The sequence below is a fragment of the Klebsiella variicola genome, from assembly GCF_000828055.2.
In the GTDB taxonomy this organism is placed as follows: Bacteria; Pseudomonadota; Gammaproteobacteria; order Enterobacterales; family Enterobacteriaceae; genus Klebsiella; species Klebsiella variicola.
Map to the genome: position 1 here is coordinate 3,925,122 of NZ_CP010523.2, position 19,856 is coordinate 3,944,977.

At 56.6% G+C, this 19,856-nt stretch carries 17 protein-coding genes; 16 read left to right on the forward strand and 1 reads right to left on the reverse strand.

Annotation, left to right across the window (positions count from 1 at the left end):
- The first annotated feature begins 100 nt into the window (after window positions 1-100).
- The 11 genes from miaB (at window position 101) to SP68_RS18490 (ending at window position 13,360) form a co-directional block, all read left to right on the forward strand.
- Window positions 101-1,525 carry a tRNA (N6-isopentenyl adenosine(37)-C2)-methylthiotransferase MiaB gene (gene miaB / locus SP68_RS18440; RefSeq protein WP_016160495.1) on the forward strand — a complete coding sequence of 475 codons (1,425 nt, stop codon included), beginning with the start codon at window positions 101-103 and terminating at the stop codon, window positions 1,523-1,525.
- A 153-nt stretch (window positions 1,526-1,678) separates the two neighbouring features.
- On the forward strand, window positions 1,679-2,725 hold the full coding sequence (locus SP68_RS18445; protein WP_008805649.1) for a PhoH family protein: 1,047 nt from the start codon (window positions 1,679-1,681) through the stop codon (window positions 2,723-2,725).
- A complete protein-coding gene (ybeY, locus tag SP68_RS18450) occupies window positions 2,722-3,195 on the forward strand; it encodes an rRNA maturation RNase YbeY (RefSeq protein WP_002894722.1) in 474 nt (157 codons plus the stop codon). The genes SP68_RS18445 and ybeY overlap by 4 nt, the downstream gene beginning before the upstream one ends.
- 147 nt (window positions 3,196-3,342) lie before the next feature.
- Window positions 3,343-4,221 carry a CNNM family magnesium/cobalt transport protein CorC gene (corC, locus tag SP68_RS18455; protein WP_004197606.1) on the forward strand — a complete coding sequence of 293 codons (879 nt, stop codon included), beginning with the start codon at window positions 3,343-3,345 and terminating at the stop codon, window positions 4,219-4,221.
- A gap of 128 nt (window positions 4,222-4,349) precedes the next feature.
- Window positions 4,350-5,888 carry an apolipoprotein N-acyltransferase gene (gene lnt, locus SP68_RS18460; protein WP_040973908.1) on the forward strand — a complete coding sequence of 513 codons (1,539 nt, stop codon included), beginning with the start codon at window positions 4,350-4,352 and terminating at the stop codon, window positions 5,886-5,888.
- Between the two features lie 355 nt (window positions 5,889-6,243).
- The gene (locus tag SP68_RS18465) at window positions 6,244-7,155 is read left to right on the forward strand and encodes an amino acid ABC transporter substrate-binding protein (RefSeq protein ID WP_012542450.1); all 912 of its coding nucleotides are present in this window, start codon (window positions 6,244-6,246) and stop codon (window positions 7,153-7,155) included.
- 164 nt (window positions 7,156-7,319) lie between these two features.
- A complete protein-coding gene (locus tag SP68_RS18470; protein WP_002894709.1) occupies window positions 7,320-8,060 on the forward strand; it encodes an amino acid ABC transporter permease in 741 nt (246 codons plus the stop codon).
- Window positions 8,060-8,734: a glutamate/aspartate ABC transporter permease GltK gene (gltK, locus tag SP68_RS18475; protein WP_012542451.1), complete on the forward strand. Its 675-nt coding sequence runs from the start codon at window positions 8,060-8,062 to the stop codon at window positions 8,732-8,734. Before SP68_RS18470 ends, gltK begins: the two co-directional genes overlap by 1 nt.
- A complete protein-coding gene (locus tag SP68_RS18480) occupies window positions 8,734-9,459 on the forward strand; it encodes an amino acid ABC transporter ATP-binding protein (protein WP_008805645.1) in 726 nt (241 codons plus the stop codon). The genes gltK and SP68_RS18480 overlap by 1 nt, the downstream gene beginning before the upstream one ends.
- 372 nt (window positions 9,460-9,831) lie before the next feature.
- A complete protein-coding gene (locus SP68_RS18485) occupies window positions 9,832-11,502 on the forward strand; it encodes a ShlB/FhaC/HecB family hemolysin secretion/activation protein (RefSeq protein ID WP_040973904.1) in 1,671 nt (556 codons plus the stop codon).
- Between the two features lie 64 nt (window positions 11,503-11,566).
- A complete protein-coding gene (locus tag SP68_RS18490) occupies window positions 11,567-13,360 on the forward strand; it encodes a filamentous hemagglutinin N-terminal domain-containing protein (protein WP_040973902.1) in 1,794 nt (597 codons plus the stop codon).
- Window positions 13,361-13,405: 45 nt separating this feature from the next.
- On the opposite strand, the gene SP68_RS18495 is transcribed toward SP68_RS18490, so the two are convergent.
- Entirely contained in the window at window positions 13,406-13,888 is a 483-nt protein-coding gene (locus SP68_RS18495) for a zinc ribbon-containing protein (protein WP_032691348.1), read from the reverse strand.
- Window positions 13,889-14,114: 226 nt separating this feature from the next.
- On the opposite strand from SP68_RS18495, the gene leuS reads away from it, so the two are divergent.
- The 5 genes from leuS (at window position 14,115) to SP68_RS18520 (ending at window position 19,678) form a co-directional block, all read left to right on the forward strand.
- Window positions 14,115-16,697: a leucine--tRNA ligase gene (gene leuS / locus SP68_RS18500; RefSeq protein ID WP_012542455.1), complete on the forward strand. Its 2,583-nt coding sequence runs from the start codon at window positions 14,115-14,117 to the stop codon at window positions 16,695-16,697.
- 14 nt (window positions 16,698-16,711) lie between these two features.
- Entirely contained in the window at window positions 16,712-17,302 is a 591-nt protein-coding gene (gene lptE, locus SP68_RS18505) for an LPS assembly lipoprotein LptE (RefSeq protein ID WP_008805640.1), read from the forward strand.
- Entirely contained in the window at window positions 17,302-18,333 is a 1,032-nt protein-coding gene (holA, locus tag SP68_RS18510) for a DNA polymerase III subunit delta (RefSeq protein ID WP_032691138.1), read from the forward strand. The genes lptE and holA overlap by 1 nt, the downstream gene beginning before the upstream one ends.
- Window positions 18,326-18,976 (forward strand): nicotinate-nucleotide adenylyltransferase, encoded by a 651-nt coding sequence (gene nadD, locus SP68_RS18515; RefSeq protein WP_008805638.1) that lies wholly within the window; start codon window positions 18,326-18,328, stop codon window positions 18,974-18,976. Before holA ends, nadD begins: the two co-directional genes overlap by 8 nt.
- Window positions 18,977-19,048: 72 nt before the next feature.
- Window positions 19,049-19,678, forward strand: coding sequence for an adenosylcobalamin/alpha-ribazole phosphatase (locus SP68_RS18520; RefSeq protein ID WP_022065701.1), 630 nt, complete (start codon window positions 19,049-19,051; stop codon window positions 19,676-19,678).
- Window positions 19,679-19,856: the final 178 nt, after the last annotated feature.

The following is a 19,856-nucleotide window of genomic DNA, read 5'->3' on the forward strand; positions in this document are numbered from 1 at the left end:
GGGGGCGACCAAAGCATTACAATACGCGCCCTGGAAAGCGAAATTCACCCTGTATATATCCCCGCGTTTTGGATATCTATTACTGAGCATGAGCAAGTCAATGACAAAAAAACTCCATATTAAAACCTGGGGCTGTCAGATGAACGAGTATGATTCATCAAAGATGGCCGATCTGCTGGATGCGACACATGGGTATCAACTGACCGAAGTGGCGGAAGAAGCAGATGTGCTGTTGCTCAATACCTGCTCAATTCGTGAGAAGGCCCAGGAAAAAGTTTTCCATCAGCTCGGACGCTGGAAGCTGCTGAAAGAGAAAAACCCGGACCTGATTATTGGCGTTGGCGGCTGCGTGGCCTCCCAGGAAGGCGACCATATTCGTCAGCGCGCACACTATGTCGATATTATTTTCGGGCCGCAAACCCTGCACCGCCTGCCGGAGATGATTAACGCCGTGCGCGGCAACCGCAGCCCGGTGGTGGATATCAGCTTCCCGGAAATTGAAAAATTCGATCGCCTGCCAGAGCCGCGCGCCGACGGCCCGACCGCCTTTGTTTCGATTATGGAAGGCTGCAACAAATACTGTACCTACTGCGTGGTGCCGTACACCCGCGGAGAAGAGGTCAGCCGTCCGTGCGACGATATCCTGTTTGAAATCGCCCAGCTGGCGGCGCAGGGCGTGCGTGAGGTTAATCTGCTGGGCCAGAACGTTAACGCCTGGCGCGGTGAGAATTACGACGGCACCACCGGCAGCTTTGCCGATCTGCTGCGTCTGGTCGCCGCCATCGACGGCATCGACCGTATTCGCTTCACCACCAGCCACCCGATCGAATTTACCGACGATATCATCGAGGTCTATCGCGATACGCCGGAACTGGTGAGCTTCCTGCACCTGCCGGTGCAGAGTGGTTCTGACCGGGTTCTGAATCTGATGGGACGCACCCATACCGCACTGGAGTACAAAGCGATTATTCGCAAGCTGCGTGAGGCGCGCCCGGATATTCAGATAAGCTCCGACTTTATTGTCGGCTTCCCCGGCGAAACTACAGACGATTTCGAAAAGACGATGAAGCTAATCGCCGACGTCAATTTCGATATGAGCTACAGCTTTATCTTCTCCGCTCGCCCGGGCACTCCAGCGGCCGATATGGTCGATGACGTGCCGGAGGAGGATAAAAAGCAACGTCTGTATATTCTGCAGGAGCGAATCAACCAGCAGGCGATGGCCTGGAGCCGTCGCATGCTCGGCACGGTACAGCGCATTCTGGTGGAAGGCACGTCGCGTAAGAACCTGATGGAGCTTTCCGGGCGCACCGAGAACAACCGCGTGGTCAACTTCGAAGGTACGCCGGATATGGTCGGTAAATTCGTCGATGTTGAAATCGTCGATGTTTACACCAACTCGCTGCGCGGCAAAATCGTGCGTACCGAAGCGGAGATGGGTCTGCGTATCGCTGAATCACCTGAATCAGTGATTGCCCGCACCCGTAAAGAGAACGATCTTGGCGTGGGTATCTATCAGCCGTGATCCCTTCAGGCCTGTCGGTTCCGGCAGGCCTTGTAATTCCTCTCTCCGTCCCTATATCTACAGCAATGCTTGCGCCATTTTCCTGTGACGTAAATAATTTCCTGATTAGCCGGCCACGCGCCGCGTCCGGCCACCTGCGTAAAGAGGAACAGTTTGAACATAGACACTCGTGAAATTACCCTGGAGCCAGCGGATAACGCACGCCTGTTAGCCTTGTGCGGCCCGTTTGACGACAACATCAAACAGCTGGAGCGTCGGTTAGGCATTGAGATCAACCGCCGTGACAATCACTTTAAACTGACCGGACGCGCTATTTGCGTACACGCCGCCGCCGATATTCTGCGCAGCCTGTATGTCGATACGGCGCCGATGCGCGGTCAGATTCAGGATATTGAGCCGGAGCAGATCCATCTGGCGATCAAAGAGGCGCGCGTGCTGGAGCAGAGCGCCGAGAGCGTGCCGGAGTACGGGAAAGCCGTCAATATCAAGACCAAGCGCGGGGTGATCAAACCGCGTACGCCGAACCAGGCGCAGTACATCGCCAATATCCTCGATCATGACATCACTTTCGGCGTGGGTCCGGCGGGGACGGGTAAAACCTATCTGGCGGTGGCGGCGGCGGTCGATGCGCTGGAGCGTCAGGAGATCCGCCGTATTCTGCTGACCCGTCCGGCCGTCGAGGCTGGCGAAAAGCTCGGCTTCCTGCCCGGCGATCTGAGCCAGAAAGTCGACCCATATCTGCGCCCACTGTATGACGCGCTGTTTGAGATGCTCGGCTTTGAGAAAGTGGAGAAGCTGATTGAGCGTAACGTCATCGAAGTGGCCCCGCTGGCCTATATGCGCGGACGAACGCTGAATGACGCCTTTATCATTCTTGATGAAAGCCAGAACACCACCATCGAACAGATGAAGATGTTCCTGACCCGCATCGGCTTTAACTCCAAGGCGGTGATCACCGGCGACATCACGCAGATTGACCTGCCGCGCAGCACCAAATCCGGTCTGCGCCACGCCATCGAAGTGCTGGCCGAAGTCGATGAGATCAGCTTTAACTTCTTCCATAGCGAAGACGTGGTGCGCCATCCGGTGGTTGCCCGTATCGTTAACGCCTATGAGGCGTGGGAAGCCGCAGACCAGAAACGTAAAGCAGAACTGGCCGCCGAGCGCAAACGCGAAGCCCAGGAACAGGAGCAAAAATGAGTCAGGTGATCCTCGATTTACAGCTGGCCTGCGAAGAGACCAGCGGCCTGCCGGACGAAGCCCTTTTTCAGCGCTGGGTCGATGCCGTCATTCCGCCATTTCAGGAGGAGTCAGAGTTAACGATTCGTCTGGTCGATGTTGCAGAAAGCCACGAGCTGAACCTGACCTACCGCGGCAAGGATAAGCCGACCAACGTCCTCTCCTTCCCGTTTGAAGCGCCGCCGGGGATTGAAATGCCGCTGCTCGGCGATCTGATCATCTGCCGTCAGGTGGTGGAGCAGGAAGCCAGCGAGCAAGGTAAGCCCCTGGAGGCGCACTGGGCGCATATGGTGGTGCACGGCAGCCTGCATCTGCTGGGCTACGATCATATCGAAGACGACGAAGCGGAAGAGATGGAAGGCCTTGAAACAGAGATAATGCTTGCTCTGGGCTATGAGGACCCGTACATTTCCGAGAAGATTGCTGAATAGCCCCCTGCCGGATGGCGGCGCTTGCGCCGCATCCGGCCGCTGTTCCTGCATTTTGCCAGCCTGAACGTCAGGCACCCCATGCCGTCCGGCGCTGAGTTTACGCGCGACGAGCGACAGTTAAATCAACATGAGAACCCAAACGACGCCATGAGCGACGACAATTCACACAGTAGTGACACAGTAAACAGCAAAAAGGGATTTTTCTCCCTGTTACTCAGCCAGCTTTTTCACGGGGAACCGAAAAACCGTGATGAACTGCTGGCGCTGATCCGTGATTCCGGGCAGAACGATCTTATCGATGAAGATACGCGTGACATGCTCGAAGGGGTAATGGATATCGCCGACCAGCGGGTCCGCGACATTATGATCCCCCGTTCACAAATGATAACCCTGAAACGCAACCAGACGCTGGACGAGTGCCTGGATGTCATTATCGAATCCGCTCACTCGCGCTTCCCGGTCATCAGTGAAGATAAAGATCACATCGAAGGGATTCTGATGGCCAAGGATCTGCTGCCGTTTATGCGCAGCGACGCCGAAGCCTTCAGCATGGAAAAAGTGTTACGGCCGGCGGTTGTCGTCCCGGAAAGCAAGCGGGTCGACCGCATGCTGAAAGAGTTTCGCTCACAGCGCTACCATATGGCGATCGTTATTGACGAATTCGGCGGCGTCTCCGGCCTGGTGACCATCGAGGATATCCTTGAGCTCATCGTCGGGGAAATTGAAGACGAATACGACGAAGAAGAAGATATCGATTTCCGCCAGCTGAGCCGCCACACCTGGACGGTGCGCGCTCTGGCCTCCATCGAAGACTTCAACGACGCCTTCGACACGCACTTCAGCGATGAAGAAGTGGATACCATTGGTGGGCTGGTGATGCAGGCCTTCGGCCATCTGCCGGCCCGCGGCGAATCTATCGACATTGATGGTTACCAATTCAAGGTGGCAATGGCAGATAGCCGTCGTATCATTCAGGTGCATGTAAAGCTGCCCGATGACGCTCCCCAGCCGAAGCTGGAAGAGTAATCCGCGGCGCTGAAGGTCACGGCCAGCCGGGAGACAGACCGTGGGCGATCCCCGGCTGTCCCCTCCCCCTGCTGGCAAACAGCATAGCCTGTGGCAACAGGCGTTAATTTACGGGACGATTAGCCTAAATGGTATTTGCCTCTCTTCTTGAACGCCAGCGCGTACGTCTGTTGCTGGCGCTATTGTTTGGAGCCAGCGGAACGCTGGCTTTTTCACCTTATGACTTCTGGCCGGCGGCTATCGTTTCGCTGGCCGGTCTGCAGGCATTGACCCTCAACCGACGCCCGCTGCAAAGCGCCGGGATCGGCTATTTCTGGGGGCTCGGGCTCTTTGGCACGGGTATCAACTGGGTCTATGTCAGCATCGCGCAGTTCGGCGGCATGCCTGGCCCGGTTAACGTCTTCCTCGTCGTTCTGCTGGCGGCCTATCTCTCGCTCTATACCGGCCTGTTTGCCGGCCTGCTCGCCCGGCTGTGGCCCAAAACCAGCTGGCTGCGGGTGGCTATCGCCGCTCCCGTCGTCTGGCAAATCACCGAGTTCCTGCGCGGCTGGGTGCTGACCGGCTTCCCATGGCTGCAGTTCGGCTACAGCCAGATTGACGGCCCGCTGAAAGGTCTCGCGCCGGTGATGGGCGTCGAGGCGATCAACTTCCTGCTGATGATGGTTAGCGGCCTGCTGGCCCTGGCCCTCGTCCAGCGTAACTGGAAGCCGCTGGCTATTGCCGCGCTGCTGTTCGCCCTGCCGTTCCCGCTGCGCTATATCCAGTGGTATCAGCTGCTGCCGGAGCGCGCGACCCAGGTCTCGCTGGTGCAAGGCGATATCCCACAGGCCATGAAGTGGGACGAGAAGCAGCTGGTCAACACCCTGAAAACCTACCTGGCGCTGACCCAGCCGCATATCGGCCACTCGCAGCTGATTATCTGGCCCGAGTCGGCGATCCCGGATCTGGAGATCAACCAGCAGCAGTTCCTCAGCATGATGGACGATCTGCTGCGCGCAAAAGACAGTTCGCTGATCACCGGCATTGTCGATGCGCGTCTCAATAAGCAGAACCGCTACGATACCTACAACACCATCATTACCCTCGGTAAAGATAACCCGTACCGCTACGACTCGACCAACCGTTACAACAAGAACCATCTGGTGCCGTTCGGTGAGTTTGTGCCGCTGGAATCGATTCTGCGTCCGCTGGCGCCGTTCTTTGACCTGCCGATGTCCTCCTTCAGCCGCGGCCCCTACGTGCAGCCGCAGCTGATGGCGCATAACCTGAAGCTGACCGCCGCCATCTGCTACGAGATCATCCTCGGGGAACAGGTACGCGATAACTTCCGGCCGGATACCGACTTCCTGCTGACCATCTCCAATGACGCCTGGTTCGGTAAGTCCATCGGTCCGTGGCAACACTTCCAGATGGCGCGGATGCGCGCCCTGGAGCTAGCCCGCCCACTCCTGCGCAGCACCAACAACGGCATTACTGCGGTGATCGGCCCGCGCGGCGAGATCCAGAAGATGATCCCGCAGTTTACCCGCGAGGTGTTGACCACCACCGTGACGCCCACCAGCGGCTTAACCCCTTACGCCCGCACCGGCAACTGGCCGCTATGGGCGCTGACGGCGCTGTTAGGCTTCGCTGCGCTACTGATGAGCCTGCGTCAGCGTCGCCGATAAGTTTCTCCGCCGGCGACGCCCGTCGCCGGCATTTTTTCTCCCCGCGCCAGCCATCCTGGCACAGTCATTGCTTTATTCTCCCTGGTAGCGCCATCGTCCGACCCAGTGCAACCGGGTTGCACCATAAACGTTCGGCGGTCGCGCTATTTTGGTGCAATGGAAGATCTTTGCCTCCCATTGGTGCGGTGCACTTCGCAAAAATAAACAATAAAACAGCAAAATCTTTACATTAAGCCAAACTAAATGCTAACAAACACATACAAATGCGGCACGTGGACGCGTGCCTCGAATAACAACACACACAATCACAATGGGTATCAATAGCGCCGCTGACGCTACGGATAAGGAGTTGGATATGCAATTACGTAAACTGGCCGCCGCAATGCTGGTCATGGGTGTGACCGCCGGTCTGGCACACGCAGAAGATGCCGCCCCGGCGGCAGGCCAGAGCACCCTGGATAAGATCGCCAAAAATGGGGTTATCGTTGTCGGCCATCGTGAATCTTCAGTCCCGTTCTCTTACTACGATAACCAGCAGAAGGTTGTGGGCTACTCTCAGGACTACTCCAACGCCATCGTTGATGCCATCAAGAAAAAGCTGAACAAGCCGGACCTGCAGGTCAAACTGATCCCTGTCACCTCGCAGAACCGTATCCCGCTGCTGCAGAATGGCACCTTTGATTTCGAGTGCGGCTCAACCACCAACAACCTTGAGCGCCAGAAACAGGCGGCCTTCTCCGATACCATCTTCGTGGTCGGCACCCGTCTGCTGGTGAAGAAAGGCGGTCCGATCAAAGATTTCCCGGACCTGAAGGATAAAGCGGTCGTTGTCACCTCCGGAACCACCTCAGAGATCCTGCTGCATAAGCTGAACGATGAGAAAAAAATGAATATGCGCATTATCAGCGCCAAAGATCATGGCGACTCTTTCCGCACCCTGGAAAGCGGACGCGCCGTGGCCTTTATGATGGATGACGCTCTGCTGGCCGGCGAACGCGCCAAGGCGAAGAAACCGGATAACTGGGAAATCGTCGGCACCGCACAGTCGAAAGAAGCCTATGGCTGCATGCTGCGTAAAGACGATCCGTCGTTCAAAGCGCTGGTCGATGAAACCGTTGCTCAGGCCCAGACCTCTGGCGAAGCGGCGAAATGGTTTGATAAATGGTTCAAAAATCCAATTCCGCCGAAAAACCTTAACCTGAACTTCGAACTGTCTGACGACATGAAAGCGCTGTTCAAATCACCTAATGACAAAGCACTGAACTAATTATAACAACCAGGGGCGGGATATCCTGCCCTCCCGATGATTGTCACAGCACGGACAGACTATACGGTGGCTGGTCGTTCCCCAGCCGCCGCGAATACCGAAACAAGCTGGACAACCGTCTTCGAGGGTAGCAATGGCTACCCTTTTTTTTCCAGGAGTCATGTATGTCAATAGACTGGAACTGGGGGATATTCCTGCAACAGGCCCCCTTCGGCAACACTACCTACCTGGGCTGGCTGTGGAGCGGTTTTCAGATAACCGTCGCCCTCTCCATCTCGGCCTGGATCATCGCTTTTCTCGTCGGCTCACTGTTCGGCATTTTACGCACGGTCCCCAATCGCTTCCTCTCGGGCATTGGCACCTGCTATGTCGAACTGTTTCGCAACGTGCCGCTGATCGTGCAGTTCTTTACCTGGTACCTGGTGGTGCCGGAATTCCTGCCGGAAAATATCGGCATGTGGTTTAAATCGGAGCTGGACCCAAACATTCAGTTCTTTGTCTCCTCCATGCTGTGCCTGGGGCTGTTTACCGCCGCCCGCGTCTGCGAGCAGGTACGCGCCGCCATTCAGTCGCTGCCGCGCGGGCAGAAGAACGCCGGTCTGGCGATGGGCCTGACCCTGCCGCAAACCTACCGCTACGTGCTGCTGCCGAACGCCTACCGCGTTATCGTGCCGCCGATGACCTCGGAAATGATGAACCTGGTGAAAAACTCGGCCATCGCCTCCACCATCGGTCTTGCCGATATGGCCGCGCAGGCGGGCAAACTGCTGGACTACTCCGCTCATGCCTGGGAGTCTTTTACGGCCATCACCCTGGCCTACGTCTTCATCAACGCGGTGATTATGCTGATTATGTATGTGGTCGAGCGTAAGGTTCGCCTGCCTGGCAATATGGGAGGCAAATAATGTACGATTTTGACTGGAGTTCGATCGTTCCGTCTATGCCCTATCTGCTGGCAGGGCTGGTGATCACCCTGAAGATTACGGTGATCGCCATCGTGGTCGGTATCGTCTGGGGCACCCTGCTGGCGGTGATGCGCCTGTCCAGCTTTCTGCCGCTGGCCTGGTTTGCTAAAACCTACGTTAACGTATTCCGTTCTATTCCGCTGGTGATGGTCCTGCTGTGGTTCTACCTGATTGTCCCGGGCTTCCTGCAGAACGTGCTGGGGCTGTCGCCGAAAACGGATATTCGCCTGATCTCGGCGATGGTGGCCTTTTCGATGTTCGAAGCCGCCTACTACTCAGAGATTATCCGCGCCGGCATTCAGAGCATCTCCCGCGGCCAGTCCGGCGCCGCGTTGGCGCTGGGGATGACCCACTGGCAGTCAATGCGGCTGGTGATCCTGCCGCAGGCCTTCCGCGCCATGGTACCGCTGCTGCTTACCCAGGGGATCGTTCTGTTCCAGGATACCTCGCTGGTGTATGTATTGAGCCTCGCCGACTTCTTCCGTACCGCCTCCACCATTGGCGAGCGTGACGGAACCCAGGTCGAAATGATCCTGTTCGCGGGCGGCGTCTATTTTGTGATTAGCCTCAGCGCCTCGCTGTTGGTCAGCTGGTTGAAGAAAAGGACTGTGTAATGATTACCCTGAAAAACGTTTCAAAATGGTATGGTCACTTTCAGGTGCTGACCGATTGCTCCACGGAAGTGAAAAAAGGCGAAGTCGTGGTGGTCTGCGGGCCATCAGGCTCCGGTAAATCCACGCTGATTAAAACCGTAAACGGCCTTGAGCCCGTGCAACAGGGGCAGATTATCGTCGACGGCACCGTGGTTAACGATAAAAAGACCAACCTGGCTAAACTGCGCTCGCACGTCGGAATGGTCTTTCAGCATTTTGAACTGTTTCCGCACCTGTCGATTATCGACAACCTGACGCTGGCGCAGGTCAAAGTGCTTAACCGCGATAAAGCATCAGCGCGCAAGAAAGGCCTCAAATTGCTGGAGCGCGTTGGCCTGGCGGCGCATGCGGAAAAATATCCGGCGCAGCTCTCCGGTGGTCAGCAGCAGCGCGTGGCCATTGCCCGTGCCCTGTGTATGGACCCGATCGCTATGCTGTTTGATGAGCCCACCTCAGCGCTTGACCCGGAGATGATTAACGAGGTGCTGGACGTCATGGTCGAACTGGCCAACGAGGGGATGACCATGATGGTCGTGACCCATGAAATGGGTTTTGCCCGCAAGGTGGCGAACCGGGTGATCTTTATGGATGAAGGGAAGATTGTCGAAGATGCCGATAAAGAAGCCTTCTTTGCCAATCCGCAATCCGATCGCGCCAAAGATTTCCTCGCCAAAATTCTGCATTAATCGTTATTCGCTGCGCATACCGCCCGGTATGCGCAGCTTATCTTTCCCGCCATATTATTCTTCTATATTATTTATGCGGCCGGTTATCGCTACTATCATTTACGTACCAAATAAACCTCAGTGATAAAAGCTGAACTTATTTATTAAATTGATCAATTCATAAAGAATTCACTAATGAATTCGTGGATCTGCTTCACTACCGCCGCTAGCATATAACGCCTCGTAACAGGTTCGTCGCACGATTATTTTATTAATTGAATATAATATTCTTGCCTGACCTCGCCTGCGCGAAATAAAGGCCATCAATATTCTCTGCCGCACGCAGAATAACGGATGCGCCACCGAACCAATGAAACAAATGGATATTGCTTCATGTTAATTCGATCTCGCACGCTCACCGGGCTACTGTTTATCACGCTGGCGGGCACCTCAGCCGCCGGAGCCGCGCAGTTGACCACCTCAGCTCACCAGACGGAGCAGGATAAAGCCCGCCAGGAGGCGCTGGCGCCGCAGCAACAGGACTTTCAGTCTTCACAACAGCGCGTGGCGCCGCAGGGTATCCCTTTCCCTGAGGAAACGCATTGTAAATTGATCAACCGGGTCGATATCGACTCCGATAACCAGGCGCTCACCCGGAAATTACTGGCGAAAACCGCGCAGCAGGCGCAGGGCCGCTGCCTCGGCAGCGAAGGTATTCGCCTGCTGGCCTATACCTTGCAAAACGAGCTGATTGCGCAAGGCTACATCACCTCCCTGATTGATGTGCCCTCCCAGTCGCTGGAGCAGGGCATGCTCAGGCTGACGCTGCACTATGGCAAAGTGGGCGCTATCGACTATGCCGACGGCTCAGACACCGCCCGCCTGTGGAATTCACTGCCAACCTCTTCCGGCACGATCCTGCGCTTAAGCGACCTCGAGCAGGGGATGGTCAATATGCAGCGTCTGCCCGGCGCTACGGCGCACATGAAACTGCTGCCAGGCCAGCACGAGGGAGAAAGCGATATCCAGATTGCCCGCAGCCTGGCGAAAAAATGGCAGCTTGGCGCCTGGCTTGACGACGCCGGCAGCAAAGCCAGCGGCCGCTACCAGGCCGGCGGCGCCCTCTATCTCTATGACCTGACCACCCTCAACGATATCCTGTACCTTTCCGGCGGGGGCGATATTGAATTCAATCAGCATAACGACGGCAACCACAACGGCAGCCTGTATTACTCCATCCCCTTCGGCTACTGGACACTCAGCGCCTACGGGGCATACAGCCAGTATCGCCAGCAGTTTAACGGCAACTGGTCGACGATGGATTATAAGAGTAAAAATCGCTACTACAGCGCCACGCTGAGTCGTCTGCTCTCCCACACCCGGCAGCAAAAAACCACCGCCGACCTGCGGATCGCCAAGAGTACCTCGCATTATTACTTTGGCGGCAGTGAGCTACAGGTGATGCGCAAGCAGACACCCGCCTGGGAGTTCACCCTCAACCACCAGCACTACTTTAACAAAAAGATTGTTGATGCCAGCATCGGCATCCAGCGCAGCCTGCCGTGGCTCAGCTCAACGCCAACTCCGGAGGAAAAGGCCGGGTTATACAGCCCGCTGTCGCGGATCGTGCATGGTAATCTGCAGGCGCTAATGAAATTTGACGCCACCGGCGACAAATTTACCTGGGCTCCCCGCTTGAGCGCCCAGTTCAGCCCGGACAAACTCGCTTCCGATAATAAATTCAATATTGGCAGTCGCTGGAGCGTGCGCGGTTTTGACGGTGAAAACAGCCTGTCCGGCAATCAGGGATGGTACTGGCGCAACGATTTTATCTGGGATCTCCCTACCTCTGAGCGGCAATTCTATCTGGGCGCGGATGTGGGTCGCCTTATTGGTGCCGATCTGTATCAAAAAGGCAAAGTCCTTTCCGGCGCCGTCAGCGGCCTGCGCGGCGAGCTATGGTCAACGCAATACGATCTGTTTATTAGCACCCCGCTCAGTAAACCGGATACGTTTCATAGCGACGCCCTGAATATGGGCTTTTCATTACAGTGGAGGTATTAATTCAATCATTATTGACCCTTTCAGCTACGTTGTTTATTAATCTTAATTTAAAGGAATAAATGAAATGTTTAAGTTTAAAGCTTCTTATGTCGCGCTGGCGGCAGTATTAACCTCGTCGGTGGTTTATGCCGACCCGACCAGCTATACGCATTCGTCCGGCGCCACGGTTATTGATATTGAAAAGCCGAACGCCGCCGGCGTCTCCCATAACCTGTACCGCGACTTCAACGTTGGCACCAATGGCACCATCCTCAATAACAGCGGCGATGATGTCAGCCACAGCACCTTTGGCAATATCGCCCGTAACAATAATCTGACCGCCGGCAGCGCCTCGGTGATTTTGAACGAGGTGACCTCCAAAAACGCCAGTAGCCTGAAGGGCTTTATCGAAGTTAACGGTCAGAAAGCGGACGTGGTGATCGCCAACCCGAACGGCATCACCTGCTCCGGCTGTAGCTTTGTCAATACCAACAAGGCCATCCTGACCACCGGTAAAGTCAACATGACCAGTGACGGCGCCATCGGCAGCTATACCGTAACGGGCGGCACCCTCACCATCGGCGAAAATGGCATGAACGCCGCTAACGGCTACGCGGTTCTGCTCGCCGACGCGATTAAGATTAACGGTAAAGTACAGGCCAATAATGCCCTGGTCAGCGCAGGTCGCTTCACCATGGATAACAGCTCTGGCGCGATAACCTCTGCAGGTAAACAAGCGACGCTTATCGAAATGACGGTCAACCCGCAGTACAGCATCGACGTCAGCAGCCTTGGCGGCATCACCGCCAACAGCATCAGCATGGTCGGCAACAACATCGGCTTTGGCGTACGTAACCAGGGCTCCATTGTCGCTAACAGCACGCTGCAGCTCACCAGCAACGGTAACCTGCTGAACAAAGGGACAATAACGGGCAAAGGTTTGCTGAGCCAGGTTTCCACCGCCACGGGGATCACCAATGACGGCAGCATCGCCGGCGCTTATTACTTAATGCTTTCCAGTGGGAGCTCTATCGTCAATACTGGATCGCTCACCGGCGGCCAGCTGATTGCCTCCGCCAACAGTAACATCACGAGCTTTAAATCCGGTTCGATCACCGGCACCAACGGTTTAACGCTGACCAGCGGCGGGAAAATCAGCAACGAGGAAAAATCCTCATTGCTGTCAAATAACCAGATTTCCATCACGGCGATGGGCGATTTCTTCAATGAAGGCAAAATCAGCGCCAAAAATACCAGCCTGACGTTTGTTGGCGACAGCTTTAAAAACACCGGCAACATTAACTCTACCGGCCAAACCACCATTCAGTCGCTTAAGCAGGATGGCAGCGCAAACAGCGGGGAAATCTATAACCTCGGTAATATCACAGGCGAAAATATCAACCTGCAGACCAACGGTACGCTGGCGCAAAGCACCAGCGGTCGCATGGAAGCCACCAATGCCATTACCGCCCACAGCTACTGGCTGAATCAAAATGGTTATATGAAGGCGGCCGATATCACCACCGATCATGGCGTGGTAAGCAACAATGGCACTATCAATGCAAAGAATATTTCAATCACGACCTACTCAGATATCACCAACGAAGGGCAGATCAGCAGCACCGGCGACCTGACCTTAAATACCAAAAATAAAGGCGCGATCTACAACTATTCCACCCTCAGCGCGGGCGGCAATATGACGTTAACCGCCACCAAAGTGGTCAATGGTGGTAAAAGTTGCGGCATACTGGGCCTGGCGAAATGCGGCGTCGGGACCTTAACCGCCGATAAACTGGTACTCAACTCATCGCAGAAATATGTTAGCGACATGGGTGGGAAACAGTATTTCAAGAGCACCGAAGTCAACACCGTGAAATAAGACAAACCACGATGCGCGAAGCCTCGCGCATCGTTTTCGCACCGCTTAGGGTTCGAAGGGCCGACGCTGGAACTGATCGTGGCCACACTTCGGACAGCGCGGCAGCACGTCCGGGGTATACACTGCCAGGTGATAGTGACACTTCTCGCAGACCAGATTGCCCAGGCCGACCACCTCACCGCTGTGGTACACGCCGTGGTGATTCAGATCCTGAAAGACTTCGCGCCACTCGAGCTGCGTTTTGTCGGTGATATCAGCCAGTTCCTGCCACAGGCTCTCTTTGATCACCCGCATAAACACGCTGTCGCTCTCGTCTTCATGACTCTCTTCGTAGCTGCGGGCAAACTCCTCGAGATCGCGTTTTACTGCCGCAATCACCGACTCGATCTCGCTCTGCGTGAGATCGCCGGCGCGGGCGATTTTTTCCCGCGCCTGTGTCACCAGCGCGTCGATATCGCGCTCTCCATGGCGGAGCCGTTCGCTGAGCGAGGAGACCAGTTCACGGTAATATTGAGCAACCTTGTTCATCATTTCGCCTCCGGTGTGGTTAACGTCTTCTGATAATAGACCTTATTCCTCTCCCGCTGTGTCTGACAAGCCACAGAGTCGCGAAATAATCAGCGCGGCTTTTGCCGATGTTAATGTGCGAAAGGCTGTTTTGACGGGGGCGTTTGGGCTATGCTATGCCGATCTGAAATAACACATCCATTGGCTACATTTTGTAGCTGTATTGAAAACAGGACCACTGGCTGCCATGCAAGAGCAATACCGCCCGGAAGAGATAGAATCGAAAGTCCAGCTTCACTGGGACGAAAATCGTACATTTGAAGTAACTGAAGACGAGAGCAAAGAGAAGTATTACTGCCTGTCGATGCTTCCTTATCCTTCTGGTCGACTACACATGGGTCACGTGCGTAACTACACCATCGGCGACGTGATTGCCCGCTACCAGCGTATGCTGGGCAAAAACGTCCTGCAGCCGATTGGCTGGGATGCGTTTGGTCTGCCGGCGGAAGGCGCGGCAGTGAAAAACAACACCGCGCCAGCACCGTGGACCTACGACAACATCGCCTACATGAAAAACCAGCTCAAAATGCTGGGTTTTGGCTATGACTGGAGCCGCGAGCTGGCGACCTGCACCCCGGAATACTACCGCTGGGAGCAGAAGTTCTTCACCGAGCTGTACAAAAAAGGGCTGGTATACAAGAAAACCTCCGCGGTGAACTGGTGCCCGAACGACCAGACCGTACTGGCCAACGAACAGGTTATCGACGGCTGCTGCTGGCGCTGCGATACCAAAGTCGAGCGTAAAGAGATCCCGCAGTGGTTTATTAAAATCACCGCCTACGCCGATGAACTGCTGAACGATCTGGATAAACTGGATCACTGGCCAGACACCGTAAAGACCATGCAGCGCAACTGGATCGGCCGTTCCGAAGGGGTGGAAATCTCCTTTGACGTCAACAACTACGCCGATAAGCTGACCGTCTACACCACCCGTCCGGACACCTTTATGGGCTGCACCTACCTGGCCGTCGCGGCGGGTCACCCGCTGGCGCAGCAGGCTGCAGCGAACAATCCGGCGCTGGCTGCCTTTATCGACGAATGCCGTAATACCAAAGTAGCCGAAGCCGACATGGCGACGATGGAGAAAAAAGGCGTCGATACCGGGTTTAAAGCCATTCACCCGCTGACCGGCGAAGAAATTCCTGTCTGGGCGGCAAACTTCGTGCTGATGGAATATGGCACCGGCGCGGTCATGGCCGTTCCGGGTCACGACCAGCGTGACTATGAGTTCGCCAGCAAGTACGGTCTGAACATCAAGCCGGTTATCCTCGCCGCTGACGGCAGCGAGCCGGATCTCTCCGCGCAGGCGCTGACCGAGAAAGGCGTCCTGTTTAACTCCGGCGAGTTCAGCGGCCTCGATTATGAAGCCGGCTTCAACGCCATTGCCGACAAACTGGCAGCCATGGGCGTAGGCGAGCGTAAAATTAACTACCGTCTGCGTGACTGGGGTGTGTCCCGTCAACGCTACTGGGGTGCGCCGATCCCGATGGTGACCCTGGAAGATGGCACCGTGCTGCCGACCCCGGAAGATCAACTGCCGGTGATCCTGCCGGAAGATGTGGTCATGGACGGCATCACCAGCCCGATCAAAGCCGATCCTGAATGGGCGAAAACCACCGTTAACGGTCAGCCGGCGCTGCGTGAAACCGACACCTTTGACACCTTTATGGAATCCTCCTGGTACTATGCGCGCTACACCTGCCCGCAGTATCAGGAAGGGATGCTGGATTCGAAAGCGGCCAACTACTGGCTGCCGGTAGATATCTACATCGGCGGTATCGAACACGCCATCATGCACCTGCTCTACTTCCGCTTCTTCCACAAGCTGATGCGCGACGCGGGCATGGTCAACTCCGATGAGCCGGCGAAGCAGCTGCTGTGCCAGGGCATGGTGCTGGCTGACGCCTTCTACTATGTAGGCGAAAACGGCGAACGTAACTGGGTTTCCCCGGTTGACGCCATCGTTGAGCGCGACGAAAAAGGCCGCATCGTGAAAGCGAAAGACGCGGCAGGCCATGAGCTGGTGTACACCGGCATGAGCAAGATGTCCAAGTCGAAAAACAACGGCATCGACCCGCAGGTGATGGTTGAGCGTTATGGCGCGGATACCGTGCGTCTGTTCATGATGTTTGCGTCCCCGGCGGATATGACCCTCGAGTGGCAGGAATCTGGCGTTGAAGGGGCTAACCGCTTCCTGAAACGCGTCTGGAAACTGGTCTACGAGCACACCACCAAAGGGGACGTTGCGGCACTGAACGTGGCGGCGTTGAGTGAAGATCAGAAAGCGCTGCGTCGCGATATTCACAAAACGATCGCCAAAGTGACCGATGACATCGGCCGTCGTCAGACCTTCAACACCGCCATCGCGGCGATCATGGAGCTGATGAACAAGCTGGCGAAAGCGCCGCAGGAAGACGAACAGGATCGTGCCCTGATGCAGGAAGCGCTGCTGGCGGTGGTGCGTATGCTGAACCCGTTCACCCCGCACGCCAGCTTCACACTGTGGCGCGAGCTGAACGGCGAAGGCGATATCGACAACGCGCCGTGGCCGGTGGCGGATGAAAGCGCGATGGTGGAAGACAGCACCCTCGTCGTCGTCCAGGTCAATGGCAAAGTTCGTGGTAAAATTACCGTTGCGGTAGATGCAACTGAAGAGCAGGTCCGCGAGCGTGCCGGCCAGGAGCATCTGGTCGCGAAATATCTCGACGGTAAAACCGTGCGTAAAGTGATTTACGTTCCGGGTAAACTGCTCAATCTGGTCGTTGGCTAAGCGCGGGAGGAAGCGTGCGATATCTGGTAACAATGTTGTTATCCCTGGCGGTGCTTGTCACCGCCGGCTGTGGCTGGCATCTGCGTAGCACTACGAAGGTGCCCACCACCATGAAAACCATGATTCTTCAGTCGAGCGATCCGAACGGACCGTTAAGTCGCGCGGTACGTAATCAGCTGCGTCTTAATGGCGTGGACCTGATCGACGCCAGCACGCTGCGTAAAGATGTTCCTTCTCTGCGCCTCGATGGTTCGTCGATTCAGAAAGATACCGCCTCGGTGTTCCAGGATGGTCGTACCGCGGAATATCAGATGGTCATGACCGTTCATGCCAGCGTCCTGATCCCGGGTCACGATATCTATCCGATTACCACCAAGGTCTATCGTTCGTTCTTCGATAACCCGCAGGCGGCGTTAGCGAAAGACGCCGAGCAGGATATGATTATCCAGGAAATGTACGACAAAGCGGCGGAACAGCTGATTCGTAAGCTGCCGAGCGTGCAGGTTGCAGATGTTGAAGCAACCCAGCAGGAAGAGAAACCGGTCGCCGGCAGCACGGCACCGGCTTCCTCGGGTAACCGCGTCTCCACCACTCTGGGTCAATGATGATTCGGTTGTACCCGGAACAACTCCGCGCGCAGCTCACTGAAGGGCTGCGCGCGGCCTATCTGCTGCTTGGCAACGATCCCCTGCTGTTGCAGGAAAGCCAGGACGCCATTCGCGAAGCCGCTGCCGCCCAGGGCTTTACCGAGCACCACACCTTCACCATCGATAACAGTACCGACTGGCAGGCGATTTTCGCGTTAAGCCAGGCGTTGAGTCTGTTCTCCAGCCGGCAAACGCTGCTGCTAATCCTGCCGGAAAACGGCCCTAACGCGGCGATCAACGAACAGCTGGCGACCCTGATCGGCCTGCTGCACGACGACCTGCTGCTGATAGTTCGCGGGAATAAGCTGACCAAAGCCCAGGAGAATGCCGCGTGGCTTACCGCCCTGGCGCAGCGGGCCGTCCAGGTCAGTTGCCAGACGCCGGAATACGCGCAGCTGCCGCGCTGGCTGGCCGCCCGGGCCAAACAGCATCAGCTGCAGCTCGACGACGCGGCCAGTCAGCTGCTGTGCTACTGTTACGAAGGTAATCTGCTGGCGCTGGCGCAGGCGCTGGAGCGTCTGGCGCTGCTCTGGCCGGACGGTAAGCTGACCCTGCCCCGGGTTGAGCAGGCGGTAAACGATGCCGCCCACTTTACCCCTTACCATTGGGTCGATGCGCTACTGGCAGGCAAAAGCAAGCGCGTGCTACATGTTCTGCAACAGCTCCGCCTTGAAGGCTGCGAGCCGGCGATCCTGCTGCGTACGCTACAGCGGGAGCTGCTGCTGCTGGTCACGCTCAAACGCCAGTCGACGCACACGCCGCTGCGCTCGCTGTTTGATAAACATCGGGTCTGGCAAAACCGCCGTCAGCTGCTCAGCGATGCCCTCGCCCGACTGAGCGGGGAACAGCTGCGCCAGGCGGTGACCCTCCTGACCCGCGCGGAACTGACCTTTAAACAGGATTACGGGCACGACGTCTGGCCCGAACTGGAAAGTCTTTCGTTGTTGCTCTGCCACAAAGCCCTGGCGGACGTTTTTATTGATGGTTGATATGACTCAGTTACAGGCAATCTATGGCGGCACCTTCGATCCGGTGCATTATGGTCACCTCAAGCCGGTCGAGATCCTGGCGAATCAGATTGGCCTGAGCAAGGTCATCATCATGCCTAACAACGTCCCGCCGCACCGTCCCCAGCCGGAAGCCACCAGCGCCCAGCGCGTGCATATGCTTAAGCTGGCGATTGCCGATAAACCGCTGTTCACGCTCGACGAACGCGAGTTGCAGCGTGACACCCCCTCCTGGACAGCAGACACGCTGCAGGCATGGCGCCAGGAGCAGGGGTCAGAAAAACCGCTGGCGTTTATCATCGGCCAGGATTCGTTGCTCACCTTCCCCACCTGGCACCGCTATGAAACCATCCTTGATAACGTTCATCTGATCGTCTGCCGCCGTCCGGGTTACCCGCTGACCATGGCGCACGACGCGGATCAGCAGTGGCTGGACCGTCACTTAACCCACGACGTAGAGCGCCTGCATAACCGCCCCGCCGGGGCCATCTACCTGGCGGAGACGCCGTGGTTCGATATCTCGGCGACGATTATCCGCCAGCGCCTCGAGCGCGGGGAATCCTGCGCCGAGATGCTGCCGGCCACCGTGCTGGACTACATCCGCGAGCAGGGACTCTATTGCTGACCCCGGACTGGGCCCGACGCTAAAAAAGCGCTATCGTAGCGCCACGTCTCCACCGCCTGTCTGAGCATCATCATGAAATTATGGTTAGTTCGCCACGGCGAAACCGAAGCCAACGTTGCCGGGTTATACAGCGGCCACGCCCCCACTCCTCTGACACCGTGCGGCGTCGCCCAGGCGCGAGCGCTCGGCGAACGGCTGCGGGCAGTACCTTTCGACAAAGTCATCTGTAGCGAGCTGGCGCGTACCGCGAGGACGGCCGATCTGCTGCTTGGCGATCGCCATATCCCGCGTGAGTGCCATGCCGCGCTCAATGAAATGTTTTTCGGCGACTGGGAGATGCGTCATCATCGCGACCTTCAGCGAGAGGATGCACAAAACTATGCCGCGTGGTGTGCTGACTGGCAGCACGCGGCCCCCACCAATGGCGAAAGCTTTCAGAATTTTGCCCGCCGCGTCAGCGAATTCACCACAACGCTGGCCGACTGCCGCCATCTTGACCACCTGCTTATTGTCGGCCATCAGGGCGTCCTGAGCCTGCTGACGGCCCTGCTGTTGCAGATGCCCGCGGCGGCGATGTGGCATTTCCCGATTGCCCATGGCGCCTGGAGCCTCCTCGATATGCGCGACGATTTCACCACCCTGCGCGTATTAAATAGCCAGGCCGTCTGGCAGCCGCAAGAAGAATTCCCGCCAGACCATTGACAGGCCACAGCAGGCTGCTATTCTCCGCTGCCGGGCAGCATCCGCCACAGCATGTTTGCAGAAATTGTTTTACAAAAATGGCGATGCAATCCGCGGCGAGGGATGGGATGATACCCCGCCACGAACGCCTGCCGACAGACATTTCACCCGACTTTTTCATCAGTTCAGGTATACTGTC

What these genes read in the sequence shown, in the direction of transcription:
- lnt (WP_040973908.1), top strand. Translation starts at nt 4,350, where the DNA reads ATGGTATTTGCCTCTCTTCTTGAACGCCAGCGCGTACGTCTGTTGCTG.
- nadD (WP_008805638.1), top strand. Translation starts at nt 18,326, where the DNA reads ATGGTTGATATGACTCAGTTACAGGCAATCTATGGCGGCACCTTCGAT.
- SP68_RS18465 (WP_012542450.1), top strand. Translation starts at nt 6,244, where the DNA reads ATGCAATTACGTAAACTGGCCGCCGCAATGCTGGTCATGGGTGTGACC.
- gltK (WP_012542451.1), top strand. Translation starts at nt 8,060, where the DNA reads ATGTACGATTTTGACTGGAGTTCGATCGTTCCGTCTATGCCCTATCTG.
- leuS (WP_012542455.1), top strand. Translation starts at nt 14,115, where the DNA reads ATGCAAGAGCAATACCGCCCGGAAGAGATAGAATCGAAAGTCCAGCTT.
- ybeY (WP_002894722.1), top strand. Translation starts at nt 2,722, where the DNA reads ATGAGTCAGGTGATCCTCGATTTACAGCTGGCCTGCGAAGAGACCAGC.
- holA (WP_032691138.1), top strand. Translation starts at nt 17,302, where the DNA reads ATGATTCGGTTGTACCCGGAACAACTCCGCGCGCAGCTCACTGAAGGG.
- miaB (WP_016160495.1), top strand. Translation starts at nt 101, where the DNA reads ATGACAAAAAAACTCCATATTAAAACCTGGGGCTGTCAGATGAACGAG.
- SP68_RS18485 (WP_040973904.1), top strand. Translation starts at nt 9,832, where the DNA reads ATGTTAATTCGATCTCGCACGCTCACCGGGCTACTGTTTATCACGCTG.
- corC (WP_004197606.1), top strand. Translation starts at nt 3,343, where the DNA reads ATGAGCGACGACAATTCACACAGTAGTGACACAGTAAACAGCAAAAAG.
- SP68_RS18520 (WP_022065701.1), top strand. Translation starts at nt 19,049, where the DNA reads ATGAAATTATGGTTAGTTCGCCACGGCGAAACCGAAGCCAACGTTGCC.
- SP68_RS18470 (WP_002894709.1), top strand. Translation starts at nt 7,320, where the DNA reads ATGTCAATAGACTGGAACTGGGGGATATTCCTGCAACAGGCCCCCTTC.
- SP68_RS18490 (WP_040973902.1), top strand. Translation starts at nt 11,567, where the DNA reads ATGTTTAAGTTTAAAGCTTCTTATGTCGCGCTGGCGGCAGTATTAACC.
- SP68_RS18480 (WP_008805645.1), top strand. Translation starts at nt 8,734, where the DNA reads ATGATTACCCTGAAAAACGTTTCAAAATGGTATGGTCACTTTCAGGTG.
- SP68_RS18495 (WP_032691348.1), bottom strand. Translation starts at nt 13,888, where the DNA reads ATGAACAAGGTTGCTCAATATTACCGTGAACTGGTCTCCTCGCTCAGC.